We start from the raw sequence: 18,270 nt of genomic DNA on the forward strand, positions 1-18,270 counted from the left end.
CATCGCCTTATAGGTTGTTGTAGCTTACGCCAAGGAACCACTGGCGACCGGGGGTGTTGTAAATCTCGCCCGGATTAAAGCCCAAGTTACTGGTGGTGTCGGCATCAAAGGCGTTGTTGAGCTTGGCTTGTACGCTCCAAGCGGCACTAAGCTGGTAGCCTAAAGCGAAGTTGACACTGTGGTAGGCATCGAGATACTCGTTGCCAGACACAAAACGCTTACCTTGGTAGTGGTAATCCGCACGGGCATCAAACTGCTGCCAATCGTAGCTGATGGCGTAATCCAGTTCGTGCTCTGAACGGCCTTTCAATTCAGTATTGTGGCCCTTATCTTCAGCATCCAGATAGGTGTACGCCAATTCATGGGATACGCCCGCCAGATCGAACTGGGCCCCTAACTCGATCCCACGTAAGCGCGCCTTACCAATATTGATTGGCTTGCCCGCAGTGCTATCCCAAATGATCAGTTCATCAATGTCGTTATTAAACAGCGACAAATAAGCCGACGCCACAGCACCGCTGTAATCCAGCGCAAGCTCCGTGTTTTTCGATTCTTCAGGGGCGAGATCCGGGTTGCTGGAAAACGGGTAATAGAGATCATTAAAGGTTGGCGCATGGAAGCCGGTACCCGCGCTGGCTGATACACGCCACTCGCTGTTCACTTCATACGCTGCGCCCAAGTTGTAAGTAGTGGCGTAATCGACGTTTTCAATGTCGTCGTAGCGCACTGCCCCTTCCAGCAACCATTGGCCGATGTCGGCACGGGCTAAGGTGTAAACCGCTACGGTTGCACGCTCATCAACGGGGTAGTTACCCCCAAAAGTATCGCCATACACTTGCTCGTCGAAGTAATCGACACCACCGGACAACACCAGCTGTGAGCTCAGTTGATACTGACTGGCAATGCTGGCTTGATCCCGCTGGGTTTCAAAACGAGTGATGCCGGGCACACCCTCTTTAAAATCATCGGCGCGATCTTGCGATTGACCTAAGTTCACCTTGGTGGTGACCGCATCCGTTTGGTACACCGCGCCGAGATCCCACAGGTAGTTTTCAAAATCGCTTTGGTTACCACCGTAGCTGCTATCAAATTCACGGTTACCGCGGTTGTATTGGCCAACCCAAGTTAGCTGGAACTGTTGATTTAATTGCTGCTGACCATTGATCCCGACGGCGGTACGATCGTAACCGTCATCGTCGGTTTCGCCATCAGACAGTACATCAAACCCATCGCTGCGCTCTTGGCTGATGGAGATGCTGGTTTGGCCATCGCCGTGGCTTAAGCCAGCACCGCCCGCAAAGCGGCGGTAGTCGTCGCTGCCAAACTCCATCGAGGCAATAAACTGCTTGCTCTCCAGTTGGCGGGTAAAAATTTGGATCACGCCGCCAATGGCATCGCTGCCCCATACCGCTGCACGTGGGCCTTTCACCACTTCAATGCGTTCAATTTGGTCCGGCGCAATGGTTGAAAATGCCGCACCGCCATTGGTGGCTGATGCGATCCGCACTCCATCCACCAAGACCAGTACTTGGTTAGAGTTGGCGCCTCGAATACGAACCGATGAGAGCTGCGCCACACCGCCACTGCGGGTAACACTGATCCCCGGCAGGCGTTCCAACAGATCCACGACGGATTTGGGGTTGATCGCTTCGATTTCGCTGCGTTCAACGGTGTTCACCACCGCCAGTTGCATCTCTGGGGCGGTATCAAAGCGAGAGCCGGTAACGGTAATGGTTTCAATGTCATCCGCATAGGCGGAAGAAGCGGCGGCCAAAGCGATGGCAACCAAAGACAAGCGCGTTTTTAAACTCATGGGGGATCCTATTGTTGAGTTAAAAGCGCGGGAACAGTATGAGGGACAACAGCACTAACGCCGCTGCCAACAGAATAGCTTTCATTTGTTATCTGGCGTCAGATTCCTTGCAACGCCAACATCAAAAATCAACCACCTGCTCAAGTAACCCGCTTGAGTCAAATTTGCAGAGTAAGGTAGGTCTCCTGGCTTTCAGCATCTCAACTCGCCCCTTCCCGGCTCTGCCAGTGGTGATGACGTGTCGCTCTGAATACAGTTGCGAGTACAGCCGCGGATTCGCACCGCGTTCCCTGTTATGCCTTGCGGCACCTTAAACTGGAGCTCGCCACCAAGGCGAGATCAGGCGGAATTGTGCCAGAGTTAATCCAGAACACAAGCCAAACGTTTAGATGGCTAGATAGCCATTTGCTATGAGTTATGTTGATGTCGATCTGATCAGCCAGAGATAAGTGGCTAACGCGGCCTCTGGCTGACAACGATTGCGCGGAAAACGGGCTAAGATCGGCCAAAGTTACCGCGAAAGCGGCTCTGGCTGACAAAAACGGCATTTTTGCGGTACTGAACAGGGATTTTCGCGGTGGTGATTGCTAGCATGGTCACACGTATTTCACAGTGTTACCAAATCATGACTGAGCAAACTTTCGAACCCAAAGCCAATGACGAACTCGTTTGTCTGATCCTTCACGCCCAGCACCTGATCAACGCTCAGACCCTGTATCGCCAAGATATCTCTGAGCAGTTCAACCTGATCTTTCAGCCTGAAGGCGAACAGTTGATCTGCCCAATCAGTGATCAGCAAGTGGCCAGCGCCGACTTCCCTGCGTGGCTCGGTCAGTTTCAAAGCGACAGCAACCGCCGCGAACTGGGCGACGTGATTTTTGTTGCCATTGGCACCATGTTGCAGCTGTGGTCTTTACGTCAGTAAAGCGATATTCCATCGCACTGCATCAACAAAACCCGCCAACTTGGCGGGTTTTGTTATTTGGGGCTTGGCGCGATGACTGGAATTGCCTAGTGGCAGCAGCCCCTATCGTTCCAGACTAAGCCTTCACGGGATCCAGCCTTTCGTTAAACCCCTTTATGGTTTCTTTTACGCCAAGCCAGCAACAGAAGAGCGACGCCAGAGAACAGCAGTAATTGCGGCGACAGTGCACCGCTGCTGCGGCGTTGATAAGAAAGCCCATTGTACGCATCAAGGTGATCGGCAATGCCGTCATTGTCTTGATCAGGCAGTTCGCGATCATCACGAATGCCATTGCCATCGGCATCAACCCCAAACAGCACCCCATTAATTTGGTGATCCACCCCATCATCAATGCCATCAGCATCAGCATCAAAGCCGGTGAAGTAGATCAATTGCGGGTTTTCTTCAATATCCGGAATGCCATCACCATCGGCGTCGTCATCGCTGTGATTGGCGATCCCATCGCCATCAATGTCTGCCAAGCTGCCAAAGGCACCCACGGCCCCATCAACCACATCAATCAAGCCGTCGTTATCCATATCGATGGTGCCATCTAAGCGACCATCGCCATTGGCGTCCAATATGTCTGACGAACCGTACTGTTCGATGTCGTAATTGCTGCCATCACTGCGTAGTTGCAGCGTATTTGGAATGCCATCGCCGTTGCTGTCGACCATCTCATCTTGCTGCCACAGCAACTCGGAACCCTCGTCCATCAGGCCGTTTGAATCGTCATCAACTTGCCCTGATTCGGTAATGTCGGTGATGCCGTCATTATCAGAATCCAAATCGAGGTGATTCATAATGCCGTCGCCATCATGGTCGAAGTCGCGGTAGCGTTGTGCGATGGCATCCAGGTTGTGATAAGCATCATCAACGCCATCGAGGTTGTCGTCACGGCGTTCCGGTTCTAGCTCACCGTTGCCATCCACGTCGGCATCAAACAGATTCCAAATGCCGTCCTGATCCTGATCTTCATGGGCAACTCTGGAACTCTCTTGGCTGCCAACGAAGCCACCTTTGCCCGCCGCTGCGGCCATTGGATCCAGATTAATGTTAAGACTCAAAAAAAACTCTAATTGGTCGGCAATGCCATCGTTATCCGAGTCACGATCCTCAGCATCTAACGTGCCATCAAAATCAGTATCTACCGCCGTTTCTAAGCGATTAGGAAGGCCATCTTTATCGGCATCTTGCCCCAGCATGATCTCGGCAATCACTGCCTCAAGCTCGATAATTGAATCCAACTGACCGCTGCCTAACTGCTGCACCGCATAATTGATGATGCTGAGGATCTGCTGCAGCTGCTCTGGATCAATGCTGCTAACCCCAGCATTCACATAGGTTTCTACGCTTGGCTCTGGCCCCTGCTGATCTGCAAAGTGGTGGATAGCCCGCAACGCGTGTTCAGCTACGGTTAAAATGGGCTCGCCAACGGATGATCGGATCTGCTCAGTAAAGCCTAACTGATCGCGATAACTGGCCATAACCCACAGCTGCAAACCGATGTGTTCTGCCTGCAAGGTTACACTGGCTGCCGTTACCTCAAGCGCGACGCTTTGTTCTGGCTCTGAGCCTCGATACCACTGATAACTTATCGACTCTGCTGCAACGCCATCGGGATCCGTCACCACGGCCGTTAACGTCTGCTCTGCCACAGCGAGGCCATCAATTCGAACTCTGCCAACGCGATTACTCGAGAACTCATAATCGGCCACGGCATTGCTGTTGCCTGCTAGATCGGTAACGGCGTCAGCCAACAGTGACAGGTTAATCGATTCGCCCTGAGAGACCACCGCGCCGACAAGCTGGAACTGGCTTGAGCCACCGCTGATCTCTGTGAGCACCGCATTGTTCAGCGTAAAGTCCGTCACTTCTAGCTCGGACACAGCTTCAGAAAAAGTAAGGTCGATAACAAACTGATCGCCCTGTTCATTCCAATCGTGCGTGTAGGTTGCCTCCGGTGCAGTGCGGTCGTAGATCACCAGCATCGGCGCCGATGCCGCGTTCGGATTGCCCGCAAGATCTTGTGCTGCTGCGGCCACAACCGATATCGACACTTCACCCTCGGCTTGCGGCGTTACCGTAAATTGAAAACCGCCCTCCATCACCTGCCAGTTGGATGGTTCGCCATTCAGTAATTGCACTCCATCCATGCCAAAGCCAGCGACAACTTCATTGAATGTTACGCTGACAACAAAAGGCTTGTTCGTCACTTCCACACTGCTTAACAGCTGCACCACTGGGGCAGAATCATCAAACAGCAGTTCCAAAGGATTTGAGGCGCTGTTGCCATTACTTGCTGCATCTTCAGCCACCGCCGCTGGCACTAACACCGTTACCGCACCATCAGCGGTTGGCGTGATCTCCGCGCTGTAACTAGTACCGCTGCCACTGAAACTGGATACCGTGCCGTTAGTTAATTGCAGATCGGTTTGGGTAAAGCCGCTGACGGCTTCGCTGAACTCAATGCTGATGCTGAATGCACCGTTCACTGTGTCGCTGACTGTAGATAGCACTACCGTCGGTGCACTGCCATCAAAGCTAACCGCCAATGAATTAGAGGCGCTGTTGCCATTGGTGGCGAGATCTTCAGCCACCGCCGCTGGTACTAACACCGTCACCGCGCCGTCAGCGGTTGGTGTGATCTCCGCGCTGTAACTAGTACCGCTGCCACTGAAACTGGATACCGTGGCGTTGGTTAACTGCAGATCGGTTTGGGTGAAGCCGCTGACGGGTTCGCTGAACTCAATGCTGATATTAAATGCGCCATTAACGGTACTACTAGTGCCGGATAGCACCACCGTTGGTGCGCTGCCATCAAAGCTAACAGCCAATGAATTGGAAGCGCTGTTGCCATTGGTTGCTGCGTCCTGAGCCACCGCCGCTGGCACTAACACCGTCACCGTACCATCAGCGGTTGGCACTATGGTGGCGCTGTAACTGCCGCCGCTGCCACTGAAACTGGATACCGTGCCGTTGGTTAATTGCAGATCGGTTTGGGTAAAGCCGCTGACGGACTCGCTGAACTCAATGCTGACATTGAATGCGCCGTTCACTGTACCGTTGGCACCAGCCAGCACCACCGTTGGTGCGCTGCCATCAAAGCTAACCGCCAATGAATTAGAGGCGCTGTTGCCATTGGTTGCTGCGTCCTGAGCCACCGCCGCTGGCACTGATACCGTTACCGCACCATTAGCGGTTGGTGTGATCTCTGCGCTGTAACTAGTACCGCTGCCACTGAAACTGGATACCGTGGCGTTGCTTAACTGCAGATCGGTTTGGGCAAAACCGCTGACGGCTTCACTGAACTCAATGCTGATATTAAATGCGCCGTTCACTGTACTGTTGGCAGCAGCGAGCACCACCGTCGGTGCGCTGCCATCAAAGCTAACCGTCAATGAATTGGAGACCGTGTTGCCATTGCTGGCCAGATCTTCAACCACCGCCGCTGGCACTAACACCGTCACCGCACCATCAGCGGTAGGGGTGATCTCTGCGCTGTAACTGCTGCCGCTGCCACTAAATGCAGAGACCGTGGCGTTGGTTAATTGCAGATCGGTTTGGGTGAAGCCGCTGACGGACTCGCTGAACTCAATGCTGATGCTGAATGCACCGTTCACTGTGTCGCTGACTGTAGATAGCACTACCGTCGGTGCACTGCCATCAAAGCTAACCGCCAATGAATTAGAGGCGCTGTTGCCATTGGTGGCGAGATCTTCAGCCACCGCCGCTGGTACTAACACCGTTACCGCACCGTCAGCGGTTGGTGTGATCTCCGCGTTGTAACTGCCGCCGCTGCCACTGAAACTGGATACCGTGGCGTTGGTTAACTGCAGATCCGTTTGGGTAAAGCCGCTGACGGCTTCACTGAACTCAATGCTGATGCTGAATGCGCCGTTCACTGTACCGTTGGCACCAGCCAGCACCACCGTTGGTGCGCTGCCATCAAAGCTAACCGCCAATGAATTAGAGGCGCTGTTGCCATTGGTTGCTGCGTCCTGAGCCACCGCCGCTGGTACTAACACCGTCACCGCGCCGTCAGCGGTTGGTGTGATCTCCGCGCTGTAACTAGTACCGCTGCCACTGAAACTGGATACCGTGGCGTTGGTTAGCTGCAGATCGGTTTGGGTAAAGCCGCTGACGGGCTCGCTGAACTCAATGCTGATATTGAATGCGCCGTTCACCGTACTGCTGGCACCGGATAACACCACCGTTGGTGCGCTGCCATCAAAGCTAACCGCCAATGAATTGGAGGCGCTGTTGCCATTGGTTGCTGCGTCCTGAGCCACCGCCGCTGGCACTGATACCGTCACCGCACCGTCAGCGGTTGGCGTGATCTCTGCGCTGTAACTAGTACCGCTGCCACTGAAACTGGATACCGTGGCGTTGCTTAACTGCAGATCGGTTTGAGTAAAGCCGCTGACGGCTTCGCTGAACTCAATGCTGATGCTGAATGCGCCGTTCACTGTACTGCTGGCACTGGATAGCACCACCGTCGGTGCGCTGCCATCGAAGCTGACCGCCAATGAATTTGAAGCCGTATTGCTATTAGTTGCTGCATCCTGAGCCACTGCCGCGGGCACTAACACCGTTACCGCACCATCAGCGGTTGGCGTGATCTCTGCGCTGTAACTAGTACCGCTGCCACTGAAACTGGATACCGTGGCGTTGGTTAGCTGCAGATCGGTTTGGGTGAAGCCGCTGACGGACTCGCTGAACTCAATGCTGATGCTGAAAGCGCCGTTCACTGTACTGTTGGCAGCAGCGAGCACCACCGTCGGTGCGCTGCCATCAAAGCTAACCGCCAATGAATTGGAAGCGCTGTTGCCATTGGTTGCTGCGTCCTGAGCCACCGCCGCTGGCACTAACACCGTTACCGCACCATCAGCGGTTGGCGTGATCTCCGCGCTGTAACTGCCGCCGCTGCCACTGAAACTGGATACCGTGCCGTTAGTTAACTGCAGATCGGTTTGGGTAAAGCCGCTGACGGATTCGCTGAACTCAATGCTGATATTAAATGCGCCGTTCACTGTGTCGCTGACAGTAGATAACACCGCCGTCGGTGCGCTGCCATCAAAGCTAACCGCCAATGAATTGGAGGCGCTGTTGCCATTGCTGGCGAGATCTTCAGCCACCGCCGCTGGCACTAACACCGTCACCGCACCATCAGCGGTTGGCGTGATCTCCGCGCTGTAACTGCCGCTGCTGCCACTGAAACTGGATACCGTGGCGTTAGTTAACTGCAGATCGGTTTGGATGAAGCCGCTGACGGATTCGCTGAACTCAATGCTGATATTGAATGCGCCGTTCACTGTGTCGCTGACAGTAGATAACACCACCGTTGGTGCGCTGCCATCAAAGCTAACCGCCAATGAATTGGAGGCGCTGTTGCCATTGGTTGCTGCATCTTCAGCCACCGCCGCTGGCACTAACACCGTCACCGCACCATCAGCGGTTGGCGCGATGGTGGCGCTGTAACTAGTACTGCTGCCACTGAAACTGGATACCGTGGCGTTGCTTAACTGCAGATCGGTTTGGGTAAAGCCGCTGACGGCTTCGCTGAACTCGATGCTGATGCTGAATGCGCTATTAACGGTACTACTAGCGCTGGATAGCACCACCGTTGGTGCAGTAATATCGAGGGATTCAGAGGTGAAGTTGATCGCCTGAGCGGACGCTTGGATATTCGGTGTGCCTTCGTCATCCTCCGCAACCACATACACGGTGTAACCCGTGCCCGGTTGCAACCCAGCAAGGCTTAAGCTGGCGGTGGTGCCCACTGTACTGCCATTGCCAGAATCCACTGCAGCGCCATCACTGGCATCAGTCCCACTTCGCACTTGCGCAACCGATGGCGCTGATTCTCCGTTAGCAACCACAACAAAGTACACCTGGCCTTGCTCATCCAGATCCACCGACAGCGTCGCAGCCGATGAAGTAATAGCGGTAACGGCAGGCGTGGAATCAAATACCGGGGCAATATCATCATTCACAGTGATGCTGTGCGCCTGCTGAACGCTGTATTCACCATCGTGGCTCTCGATGCAGATCGCGTACACACCCGCTGCCAGTGCTGCCTGGCTCCTTAACGTTGCTGTGGTTATCTGAAACTGTGCGTTATCAGCGTCCTTAGCTAAACCGCAATCACCATGATCCGAACTGCTTCGGCTCACTAATTGATAAGTGAAGCTCCCGCTGTCGACGTCGCTCGTTGATAGGGTTGCAATCGCAGCACCGCTAACGGCGAGACTTTGCTGAATACTGCTGCTTGTTAATGCAATCGCGGTTGGCGCATCGTTAACCGAGGTAATCTCTACCACACGGGAGTCTGAACTGGATGCAGCTTGTGCGTCTGTTGCGGTGAAGGTAATGGTGCGATCCAAGCTGCTTGGATCCTCAGAACTGTTACGGTAGCGGATCGATTGCACGACTTCTTGAGCAATCACATTGGTTGCGTCGGCATCGAAGATGACGGTTAACACGGAGGATGAATTCACGACTGCACCGGCAGGGCTAACATCTGCCACATCAAGGCCATTTGCGAGTAGGTTTGAGCCACTGAGAGTAATAAGTGTGCCATCGCCATCACTATCATCGATGCTGAGTTCATCTTCAGCAGCAGCATTTGCGCTGATCTGCACAGCTAATGTTGCTGTTGCCCAATCGGCATCACCATCGGCATCATTAAGTATTGCAGAATCATCAATGAGCGCTGCGGCATCATTTTCTTGATAGTTTAATTTTGTATTAATTAACGCAAGGTTCGGAGCCGTGTTAGCAGAAACCGCGCTAACGATACCGCTTGCAGCAAAACTAGGATTAAAAGCACCTCCAGGCAGACTGCCCGGATTATTCGCATCATTATCACTGTCGACGACCGGTGACGTAAGATCATTCAGCTTCCAATAGGCAATGAGCCCATTCGCATCAGCCGTTATTTCTTGTGGTGACCCGCTCGCAAACAAGGTCGACACTTCAGCATTAGACAGCGCCGAGTTGTAAATCTGGATGTCGTCTAAAACGCCAGCAAAATGAGTGTAACTTTCACTTGTCATAAAACTGGATGCTGTACCGACCAACATCGTTTCGGCATTTGAAAAATACAAATTACTGCCATATGCAGGCAAATTTATGTCAGCAATCTGGCTACCATTTCGATAAAACCGAAAGTACCCTGCCTCAAACTTAATGACGACGTGATACCAAGTGTCTGTTGTCCACGCCAGTCCTACGCTAGCAGAAATCGCAGCAGCACCACCTTCACTGACGATAATGCTCCCCGCATCAGCATCAACAGCTGAAAAATCGATACAGATATCGATATTGGCATCACTCGAGTGCATTAAACAGCTTGAGCTTGAGACATCATCAAACTTAACCCACAACGATAATGACATTGTGCTTAAACCATTGAGTTCTCCGCCAACAGCAGAAAATTCAATATAATCGTTACCATCAAAACTTATCGCTGTAGATACCGCGTTAGTCACAGGTGAAAATATAATAACAAACACAAAAAATATAATACGATTCATTGGTCATTCCATTGACAACGAAAACTGCAATCAAAGGCTCTCACAGAAAGCCATACCAGCACCTAGTCCAAACCGTTCAGCAAAGGCTAAACCGCTAAATACCCCTTCACTGAGGTTAACCACATCAATGCGTATCGCTCCATCGATGGTAGTCACAATCAGCCCTTCCGGTTCACCCACACACAAAACGGTGCTGGGCTGAACCCCGTAGGACTCATGGCATACCACGGTTCCCTGTAGCAACCCAATTGCGGTGTTACGCCAACGTAGCCCTGCCCCACCCAAGCTTGGATTTGCTGCCCGAGCTAAAGCGCAGATCTCTGAAGCCGTCATGCTCAACCAATCCACAGCCAGATCGGCAGCGCTGGGGGCTGGCGCGGTCACCTGCGTATTAAGCAATGACAGCGATTGTTGTGGTTTGGCCTCGATCCTGCCAGCGGCCAACTGCTGTAAAAATTGCTGCACCAATTGTGGTGCTAATAACGCCACTTCCGTGGTCAGACTCATTAAAGTATCGCGTTCGTTTATCGGCAGCGGCTGCTGCCAAACAATCGGGCCACTGTCCCACAGCTGTTCATCCTCACCATGTAATGCAATCAAACAAATCGCCGAGCTTTTAACTCTGTTCTTTATTTGCCAAAATATTGGTGATTTTCCTCGGTACAGCGGTAAAGCAGATGCGTGAAGATTAAATAAAGCCACACCAAGCTGATTTATTATCGAAGATGAAATTCGATGAGGAAAAGAAAAAACAAAACCAATATTCGCTTTGACCTGCTGAAAAAATATGGCCATGCTTTCATCATTGTCAGCAATGTATTTTTTCGTGGCTACATTCATATGTTTTAGGTTGAGAAGTAACTGATTTGTATCCGTCTCTGCTCGGTCTGAAACAACCACCCCAGCCAACTGCTTCGATCCATGCAGATAAGTAATCAATGGCAAGCTTACACAACCAGATGAAAAGACAACAATGCGGTAATCGGTGTCAACATTAGTCATTATCTGCCTCCTTGGGTTGCAAGAAAACCAGGTAACCCATTAAGTCGATAATAAAATTTTATACAGTCACCGTTACGTAATAACAGATCACCTGGTTTCGGATCGGAGGGAATAAAATTGATGCAAACTTGCGTATCCGGTAACGGGTGGGTAATACCAGACTGATACTCATCTAAACATTCCATCTTGAAAGTATATATTTGAGTACAGATCACAAGTAATTGCTCTCCAAGCTGGGGAGGTATTTCTGGGATCAAGACCGTATTGCAATCTATCAGGGTGCTATTATCCCTGAGCTGGCGCACACATAACTGCGTTACACTCTCTTTAGTCAGTGTCAAAACCGTACCAAGCTTGATCCGCTCTGCTGGTAACGGTTGCTCATTGCCCTTACTTTTCTGCCAGCGTTCAATGTATTCGTGTTGGCCAACCACTAACTGTGCCGACAGCTCGATTCTTTCTGGTATAAGCACGCCGTGATCCGACATCTGCGGCACTAACCCCTGCGCCAAAGGCAGATGCGCTTCACGACTAAAGCCATGCTGCATCGCTTCAATTATCAACAGATCAATGGGCTGCTCACTGCGATAATCACAACCGTCCATACACACAATGGACTCTATATATTTTCCTAGTCCCAATTCATGAGTAACAGCTTGCAGGCTGGCAACCGCCCCTGGCTGTATATCAATTAATGTCACCTTAATATTGATTGGATCCGCACCTGAACGGTTTTGATAAAAACACAATAAGGGCAACAATAATGGGGCAAAGGGCCCGCACGCAGGGTAGACCACATTGAGCGGCCGCTCTCGCGGTTGTTGCTGCAATTGGATCAATGCTTGATCAATGCCACGAATAAAACGACTGATGCGGTGGGTGTCTGTTTGCGTGGTAACGCATTGATCCGGCGACAGCACTAACCCGTGGCGAGAGACATACTGCCGTGTCCGTAAACTGGGCTCTAACTCAATCCGTTGATAAATACCCAGCAAGCCTTGGTAAAGGTTGCCCAAGGCAACGCTGGCAGCCGCGGTTTCTGCAGCCAGTATTGCTGTTACCGCCGCCACCGCAGCTTGGTTCGGGCTGGGTGTCGGAGCAGACTCAATCGTTGTCGTCGCGGCGGTGCTCGACAGAGTGCTCGACGGTTGCACCTGCAGTTGCTCACGCAACAGTCGATTGAGATCGGCAATGGCAGCAGGCGACGTATTAGCAATCGGCGGCGAGCCATGGTAGTGACATTGACGATAATTCTGGTTTGATGGGTCATCCATGATCCGAGTCCAGTCTGTTCGAAAACGGTAGCTAACTAAGGTGTAGTTTAGTTTTGAACAAAAGCTCAGCCTCGACCAACAACAAACCGGATCTGCTGTCGGCTACGAGCCACGATCTGGATCATGCGGTAGCGACATCAACCAATCAGCAACAACTGTGCACTCCTTTGGCCACAGTTGCCTATACCTAGTCTGAGTCACATCTTCAAACAGCAAAGCTATCACTCACGCACTGACTTTAATTGTGCGTAGTTAAACCGATAACAGGGACGTTGATATGGAAATAATGCTAGGAACCAGCATGATTTTTGCCGGTAATTTTATTCCCAGAGATTGGATTGGTTGCTACGGGCAGCTCATGCCTATCTCGAATAACGGGGCACTTTATTCTTTATTAAGCACCCACTACGGCGGCAACGGCCGCACTGACTTTGGCATTCCAGATTTAAGAGGTCGCGCCCCAATTGGCATGGGCCAAGGGCCAGGCATGTTCCCGATTAAACTTGGCCAGCATATCGGGAGCCAATCCGTTAACTTAAACGTTAGCCAGCTTCCTACCCACAGCCACTCTGCCAGCTTTCAACCGCAGCTTTCACCCGGCAGTGACTTAACAGCCACCGCAACGGCGACGGTTAATGCGGCGAATGGTGCTGGCAGCCAAGACGACGCTGAAGGTGCCTACTGGGCTACAGCTCAAGCAGGTAACCGAGCAACCAGCAATGGCTATTCTGCCAAGAAAAATACCCGCATGGCGGCGGATGCGGTTGAAATAGAGGTGCAGCTATCAGGCCAACCAAGTGGGATCATTGGCGGCACGGTGCAAGTTAGCTCAGCGGGCTCTAGCACTGCCGTACCAACGATGTCTCCCTCACTGGGGGTACAATACATCATGTCCGCTAACGGGGTTTATCCTTCACGCAGCTGAGACTCAGTATCGTGGCATTCAAAGGGATAAACTCTTGGCTGAGCTCATGGCCGTTCTGCGGCGGACAGCTTGCCTTTCACAGCCCCTTTTAGAAAACAAAAAGGGCTCACCAATTGGTGAGCCCTTTTCATGTATGGCGGTCAGAGAGGGATTCGAACCCTCGATACCTTACGATATACGCCCTTAGCAGGGGCGCGCCTTCAGCCACTCGGCCATCTAACCACACGAAACGTTAAAATATGGCGGAGGGATAGGGATTTGAACCCTAGAGGAGCTATTAACCCCTGCCGGTTTTCAAGACCGGTGCATTCGACCACTCTGCCATCCCTCCGTTGGGTGTACTTTATAGAGGTTTGATTTACCTATGTAAAGTGCCGAGCGTTCAACCGCACAAGAATTAGCACCGTTACGCTCACTTTGCCATCGGTTGCGATTTTAATGGGGAAATAAGACGCTTTGCCGTTAACCGCTCATCGACTCATCAATAACAGAACAACGGATCTCTATTTCAGCCTTGTTGAAAACAGCCGAAGATCGCTGACAGAGACGGATCCCAAACGGCAGAGACACAAAAGGCCCACCGTTACCGGTGAGCCTTCTATGTGTATGGCGGTCAGAGAGGGATTCGAACCCTCGATACCTTACGATATACGCCCTTAGCAGGGGCGCGCCTTCAGCCACTCGGCCATCTAACCACACGAAACGTTAAATATGGCGGAGGGATAGGGATTTGAACCCTAGAGGAGCTATTAACCCCTGCCGGTTTTCAAGACCGGTGCATTCGACCACTCTGCCATCCCTCCGAGGCCGCTAACTATATAAGAATCTCGATGATGCTGTAAAGCACCATTTTTCTTAAGTGACTAATAAATAAGTGATTAGTGAACAATTTTGCAACAAGCAAACTATAACCATGAAGTAACTAACAACATTTTCGCTTTAACTTAGATGAATGCCCTACAAACAGCGACAAGACCGTAGATCGCTTTGCTACTTCCCTCACAGTTTCCACCACTGCATTTGAGTCTTTTTCATACAACACCGAAAATACTTACACTTAAGACAATTACCGGAACCTTCATGAACCCATCATCACATCAACGCTCGATTCATCGCGGTTTTACCCTAATCGAGTTGGTTGTCGTTATCGTGATTCTTGGTGTACTCGCAGCCGTTGCTGCACCAAAGTTCATCAACTTAAGTACCGATGCAAAAAATGCCGCGCTAAAAGGCCTTGAAGGCAGCGTCAAAAGTGCCATGCAGATCAGCAAGGCCAAATTGACCACATTAGGATTGCACGAGCAGACAGCGGTCACCTCTTGGACCCACCCAACGACCGTAGGGAATTGGTGTGAGACGTGCATGTTTAACTTCGGCTATCCGGCCAATATGCCCGCAACCTGGTTCAGCCTAGTTGAAAACCTTGGTGCGATTGACGATCCACAAACCGACTTTGTTCCAGCGGCTGGGATCACTGGCATGGCAACCAGCGTGGCGTTCACCTTCCCAGACAATGTAAACGACGATGGCAGCAATACCATTGCCACCCAAAGCTGTTATGTGCGCTATACCCCCGGCGATGCGACCACATTACCAGTGGTTGAGATGGTGCCTTGCCAGTAGGGTTAACGCTTACGCTCTGCACAAGCCGTTGACGTTGTCGTATTTCGTCAGTAACGGCGCCCCGAAAGAAAAAAGGCTCACCACTTGGTGAGCCTTCTTTATATATGGGTCTGGGAGCATTCAAGTCTGGCCTAGCCACTCGCCGTCGTGCCTCCGGCGTCACTCGCTCCGCTCCTTGCGACCCCTAAGCTAGGGCTCATGCACCCTACCCCTACAACACATTTTGGCGCAGATACGAAAAAGGCTTCCCGTTTGGGAAGCCTTTTCGAAATATGGCGGAGGGATAGGGATTTGAACCCTAGAGGAGCTATTAACCCCTGCCGGTTTTCAAGACCGGTGCATTCGACCACTCTGCCATCCCTCCGGCGGATTCGCACTATAGAGAGTCACCTAGGCTCTGTAAAGCACCAATCCAATGATTTTACACCGTTTGCTGCACAAATAGGCAAATCACACCGTAGTGACCCCGTTCCACACTAAAATGATTAGTAACAACTCGATTGTTGGTGCAACTAATGCAAAATACGATAATCTAAACCAGTGTTCACACCAATGCGCTAATTAAAGGAGCAGCCATTTATGGAAACCCGTCGTTTTGAAACGGCCCAGACCCAAGGGGTCGAAATCAACCGCGTACTACGCAACACCTACATGTTGTTGTCGATGACGCTTTTGTTTGCAGCCGCTGTCGCTGGCGCAGCAATGGCTTTCGGTTGGCCTCATCCTGGCCTGATCATCACCTTAGTCGGTTTCTACGGCTTGCTGTTCTTGGTTCATAAAACCCAAAACAGCAGCGCTGGTATTCCTGCTGTCTTTGCCCTAACCGGCTTCATGGGCTACACCTTGGGTCCGATTCTGGCCATGTACTTAGGTGCAGGCATGGGTGACGTGATCATAATGGCCTTTGGTGGCACCGCTATGGTGTTCTTTGGTTTGTCTGCTTACGTGCTGATGACCGGCAAAGACATGTCGTTCATGGGCGGCATGATGCAAGCAGGCTTCTGGGTGATCATCGCGATGTTTATCGCCAACCTGTTCCTCAACATCCCTGCGCTGAGCATGGCAATGAGCGGCATGTTCATCCTGTTCTCCTCTGGTGCCATCTTGATGCAAACCAGTGCCATCATTCACGGCGGCGAGCGCAACTACATCAGCGCAACCGTTACTCTGTTTGTGTCGCTGTACAACATCTTCGTTAGCTTGCTGAGCCTGCTAGGCATGGGCGGCGACGATTAAGCTAAGGCTTATCGAGCCGATTTGAATCGGTTACAATAAGGCCCCTAACGGGGCCTTTTTTACGCCTGTCGAACAGAAATCGGAAACTCATGAGTCAATTTGTCGTGTTTGTTAATGGCCCAGCCTATGGCAATCAACACGCCTATACGGCGTTGCGCTTTTGCCAAGCGGCATTAACCGCCGGGCACACGCTTACCCAAGTGTTCTTTTATCAAGATGGGATCCATAACGCCTCGTCTTTACTTTCCCCCGCCAGTGACGAGTTTGCCATCAGTCAGCAATGGCAGCAGCTGGCACAACAGCAGGTATCCCTCGTGTGTTGTGTCTCTGCTGCGCTACGCCGTGGCGTACTGGATGACGAAGCCGCTGCCGATCTGGATCTCCCCAATGGCAATATTGTGCCGTGGTTCAGCCTTGGTGGCTTAGGCGAATACGTAACGGCAGCAGCGAACGCTGATCGGGTGGTGCAATTTGGCTGATCCAATTCAATTAACGGTGTTATTTCAGCAGCCTCCTCACGGCAATAGCGCCGGACGTGAAGGCCTGGATCTACTCTTACTCAATGCCAGCTACGATGTGGTTTCTGCCGCCGTATTTGTGGGTGATGGGATCTATCAATTGCTGCAGCAACAACAGCCACAACGGCTCGACAGCAAAAATCACGTTGTGACCTTTAAAGCCCTGCCGATGTACGACGTTGAGACCATCGTGGTGTGCCAGCAATCGCTGCAAGAACGCAGCATCAGCGCCGAGCAACTGCTGCTGCCCGTCCGTGAGCAAACCCCACAGCAGATCGCGGCATTATTAAGCCAAAGCAAAGAGGTGCTGACGTTTTGACCACCCTACATACCTTAAGTCAGCCCTGCAGTAACCCTGAAGCACTGCAACAGCAACTGCGCTATCGTCAGCCAAGCGATCCTGTGCTGCTATTACAAGATGCCGTGCTCATGGCTCAGCAGCCGCGCTTTACCGCACAGCTGACTCAATACCCACTGTATGTTCTGCAGGACGATGTCGCCGCCCGCGGTTTGTCATTGCCGCCTCAATTAACGGCAACTTTAATCAGCTACCCCGAATTTGTGCAACTGACGTTGGACACCCAGCAACAAGTATCATGGTGAAACAATGATTTTTAATGGCGATGAGATCGCAACCGATAAACAAGGCTACCTGCTTGATAGCAGCCAGTGGTGCGCCGAGATGGCTCCACAATTGGCCGCAGAGGAAAACATCGAATTAACCAGTGCCCATTGGGAAGTGGTTAACTTTGTGCGCGATTTTTACCTGGAATTTAACACCAGCCCCGCCATCCGCGTGCTGGTTAAGGCCATTGGCCAAAAGTTGGGTGAAGACAAAGGCAACAGCAAATACCTGTATAAGTTGTTTCCAAAAGGTCCAGCAAAACAAGCCACTAAGATCGCCGGTTTGCCTAAGCCTGCGCGCTGCATCTAACCCCTACCGCAACGGAGCTTCACGGCTCCGTTGCTTTGCTGCCATCCTCTCAGCCCACACCAGCCGCAACGGCAGCATTTATCGGTTAAATACCCATAAAATAATTGTGGTTCTCTCCTACACTAACGGGTGACGACACTTTGGGAGAGCCCTATGGAATACCACGTCACTAGCTTGGTCTTGCAGTTGCAGCCCGATCAGCGGGACACGGTGTTGCAATACCTCCATTCCATTGAAGGTGCCGAGATCCACGCCGAAAGTGGCGATGGCCAATTGGTTATCACCCTTGAAGGCGATGGTCAGCTGCCCGGTGTTGAAGCGTTGCACACCATTCCCGGAGTCATTTCAGTCAGCTTGATCAGCCATCCTCACGCCGCGTTAAAATAGTGGTTAGGCTGTTCGCGGCGCGCCGTGACCGCCGCTTCGGACTGGTTTGGGTTTTA

13 protein-coding genes, 5 tRNA genes, 1 pseudogene and 1 riboswitch are annotated in these 18,270 nt (G+C 51.9%); of the genes and pseudogenes, 9 read left to right on the forward strand and 10 right to left on the reverse strand.

Going from position 1 to position 18,270, the window contains the following annotated elements:
* Positions 1 to 7 precede the first annotated feature (7 nt).
* Entirely contained in the window at positions 8 to 1,813 is a 1,806-nt protein-coding gene (locus Q0796_RS10670; protein WP_298442800.1) for a TonB-dependent receptor, read from the reverse strand.
* Between the two features lie 157 nt (positions 1,814 to 1,970).
* Positions 1,971 to 2,141: riboswitch (cobalamin riboswitch) on the reverse strand.
* A gap of 297 nt (positions 2,142 to 2,438) precedes the next feature.
* Between Q0796_RS10670 and Q0796_RS10675 the strand changes: the two genes are divergently transcribed.
* The gene (locus Q0796_RS10675; RefSeq protein ID WP_298442803.1) at positions 2,439 to 2,738 is read left to right on the forward strand and encodes a hypothetical protein; all 300 of its coding nucleotides are present in this window, start codon (positions 2,439 to 2,441) and stop codon (positions 2,736 to 2,738) included.
* 143 nt (positions 2,739 to 2,881) lie between these two features.
* Here the strand turns inward: Q0796_RS10675 and Q0796_RS10680 are convergent, their stop codons facing one another.
* The 4 genes and pseudogenes from Q0796_RS10680 to Q0796_RS10690 all read right to left on the reverse strand — a co-directional run bounded on the left by Q0796_RS10680 (position 2,882) and on the right by Q0796_RS10690 (position 12,591).
* A complete protein-coding gene (locus Q0796_RS10680) occupies positions 2,882 to 9,277 on the reverse strand; it encodes an Ig-like domain-containing protein (RefSeq protein ID WP_298442805.1) in 6,396 nt (2,131 codons plus the stop codon).
* Positions 9,278 to 9,760: 483 nt separating this feature from the next.
* Positions 9,761 to 10,315, reverse strand: a pseudogene (locus tag Q0796_RS18310) (LamG domain-containing protein); the annotation flags it as partial.
* A 30-nt stretch (positions 10,316 to 10,345) separates the two neighbouring features.
* On the reverse strand, positions 10,346 to 11,317 hold the full coding sequence (locus Q0796_RS10685) for a formyltransferase family protein (protein WP_298442807.1): 972 nt from the start codon (positions 11,315 to 11,317) through the stop codon (positions 10,346 to 10,348).
* Positions 11,317 to 12,591, reverse strand: a complete 1,275-nt coding sequence (locus Q0796_RS10690) for a hypothetical protein (protein ID WP_298442809.1) — start codon at positions 12,589 to 12,591, stop codon at positions 11,317 to 11,319. The genes Q0796_RS10685 and Q0796_RS10690 overlap by 1 nt, the downstream gene beginning before the upstream one ends.
* 301 nt (positions 12,592 to 12,892) lie before the next feature.
* On the opposite strand from Q0796_RS10690, the gene Q0796_RS10695 reads away from it, so the two are divergent.
* Positions 12,893 to 13,516, forward strand: coding sequence for a tail fiber protein (locus Q0796_RS10695; RefSeq protein ID WP_298442925.1), 624 nt, complete (start codon positions 12,893 to 12,895; stop codon positions 13,514 to 13,516).
* Between the two features lie 134 nt (positions 13,517 to 13,650).
* On the opposite strand, the gene Q0796_RS10700 is transcribed toward Q0796_RS10695, so the two are convergent.
* The 4 genes from Q0796_RS10700 to Q0796_RS10715 form a co-directional block, all read right to left on the reverse strand.
* Positions 13,651 to 13,738 (reverse strand) — tRNA-Ser (locus Q0796_RS10700).
* 18 nt (positions 13,739 to 13,756) lie between these two features.
* Positions 13,757 to 13,847, reverse strand: a tRNA-Ser gene (locus Q0796_RS10705).
* Between the two features lie 276 nt (positions 13,848 to 14,123).
* Positions 14,124 to 14,211, reverse strand: a tRNA-Ser gene (locus tag Q0796_RS10710).
* Between the two features lie 17 nt (positions 14,212 to 14,228).
* Positions 14,229 to 14,319 (reverse strand) — tRNA-Ser (locus Q0796_RS10715).
* A 217-nt stretch (positions 14,320 to 14,536) separates the two neighbouring features.
* Here Q0796_RS10715 and Q0796_RS10720 point away from each other — a divergent pair.
* Entirely contained in the window at positions 14,537 to 15,139 is a 603-nt protein-coding gene (locus Q0796_RS10720; protein WP_298442812.1) for a prepilin-type N-terminal cleavage/methylation domain-containing protein, read from the forward strand.
* A 273-nt stretch (positions 15,140 to 15,412) separates the two neighbouring features.
* Here the strand turns inward: Q0796_RS10720 and Q0796_RS10725 are convergent.
* A tRNA-Ser gene (locus Q0796_RS10725) sits at positions 15,413 to 15,503 on the reverse strand.
* A 215-nt stretch (positions 15,504 to 15,718) separates the two neighbouring features.
* On the opposite strand from Q0796_RS10725, the gene Q0796_RS10730 reads away from it, so the two are divergent.
* The 6 genes from Q0796_RS10730 (at position 15,719) to Q0796_RS10755 (ending at position 18,214) form a co-directional block, all read left to right on the forward strand.
* Positions 15,719 to 16,375, forward strand: coding sequence for a Bax inhibitor-1/YccA family protein (locus Q0796_RS10730; RefSeq protein ID WP_298442815.1), 657 nt, complete (start codon positions 15,719 to 15,721; stop codon positions 16,373 to 16,375).
* A gap of 89 nt (positions 16,376 to 16,464) precedes the next feature.
* Positions 16,465 to 16,854, forward strand: a complete 390-nt coding sequence (tusD, locus tag Q0796_RS10735; RefSeq protein WP_298442817.1) for a sulfurtransferase complex subunit TusD — start codon at positions 16,465 to 16,467, stop codon at positions 16,852 to 16,854.
* Positions 16,847 to 17,212, forward strand: coding sequence for a sulfurtransferase complex subunit TusC (gene tusC, locus Q0796_RS10740; protein ID WP_298442820.1), 366 nt, complete (start codon positions 16,847 to 16,849; stop codon positions 17,210 to 17,212). Before tusD ends, tusC begins: the two co-directional genes overlap by 8 nt.
* Positions 17,209 to 17,496: a sulfurtransferase complex subunit TusB gene (tusB, locus tag Q0796_RS10745; RefSeq protein ID WP_298442823.1), complete on the forward strand. Its 288-nt coding sequence runs from the start codon at positions 17,209 to 17,211 to the stop codon at positions 17,494 to 17,496. The genes tusC and tusB overlap by 4 nt, the downstream gene beginning before the upstream one ends.
* Before the next feature lie 4 nt (positions 17,497 to 17,500).
* Positions 17,501 to 17,827, forward strand: a complete 327-nt coding sequence (locus Q0796_RS10750) for a TusE/DsrC/DsvC family sulfur relay protein (protein ID WP_298442826.1) — start codon at positions 17,501 to 17,503, stop codon at positions 17,825 to 17,827.
* Between the two features lie 153 nt (positions 17,828 to 17,980).
* A complete protein-coding gene (locus tag Q0796_RS10755) occupies positions 17,981 to 18,214 on the forward strand; it encodes a chaperone NapD (protein ID WP_298442829.1) in 234 nt (77 codons plus the stop codon).
* The last annotated feature ends 56 nt before the right edge of the window (positions 18,215 to 18,270 follow it).

It is taken from the genome of uncultured Ferrimonas sp., from assembly GCF_947489035.1.
Classification (GTDB): domain Bacteria; phylum Pseudomonadota; class Gammaproteobacteria; order Enterobacterales; family Shewanellaceae; genus Ferrimonas.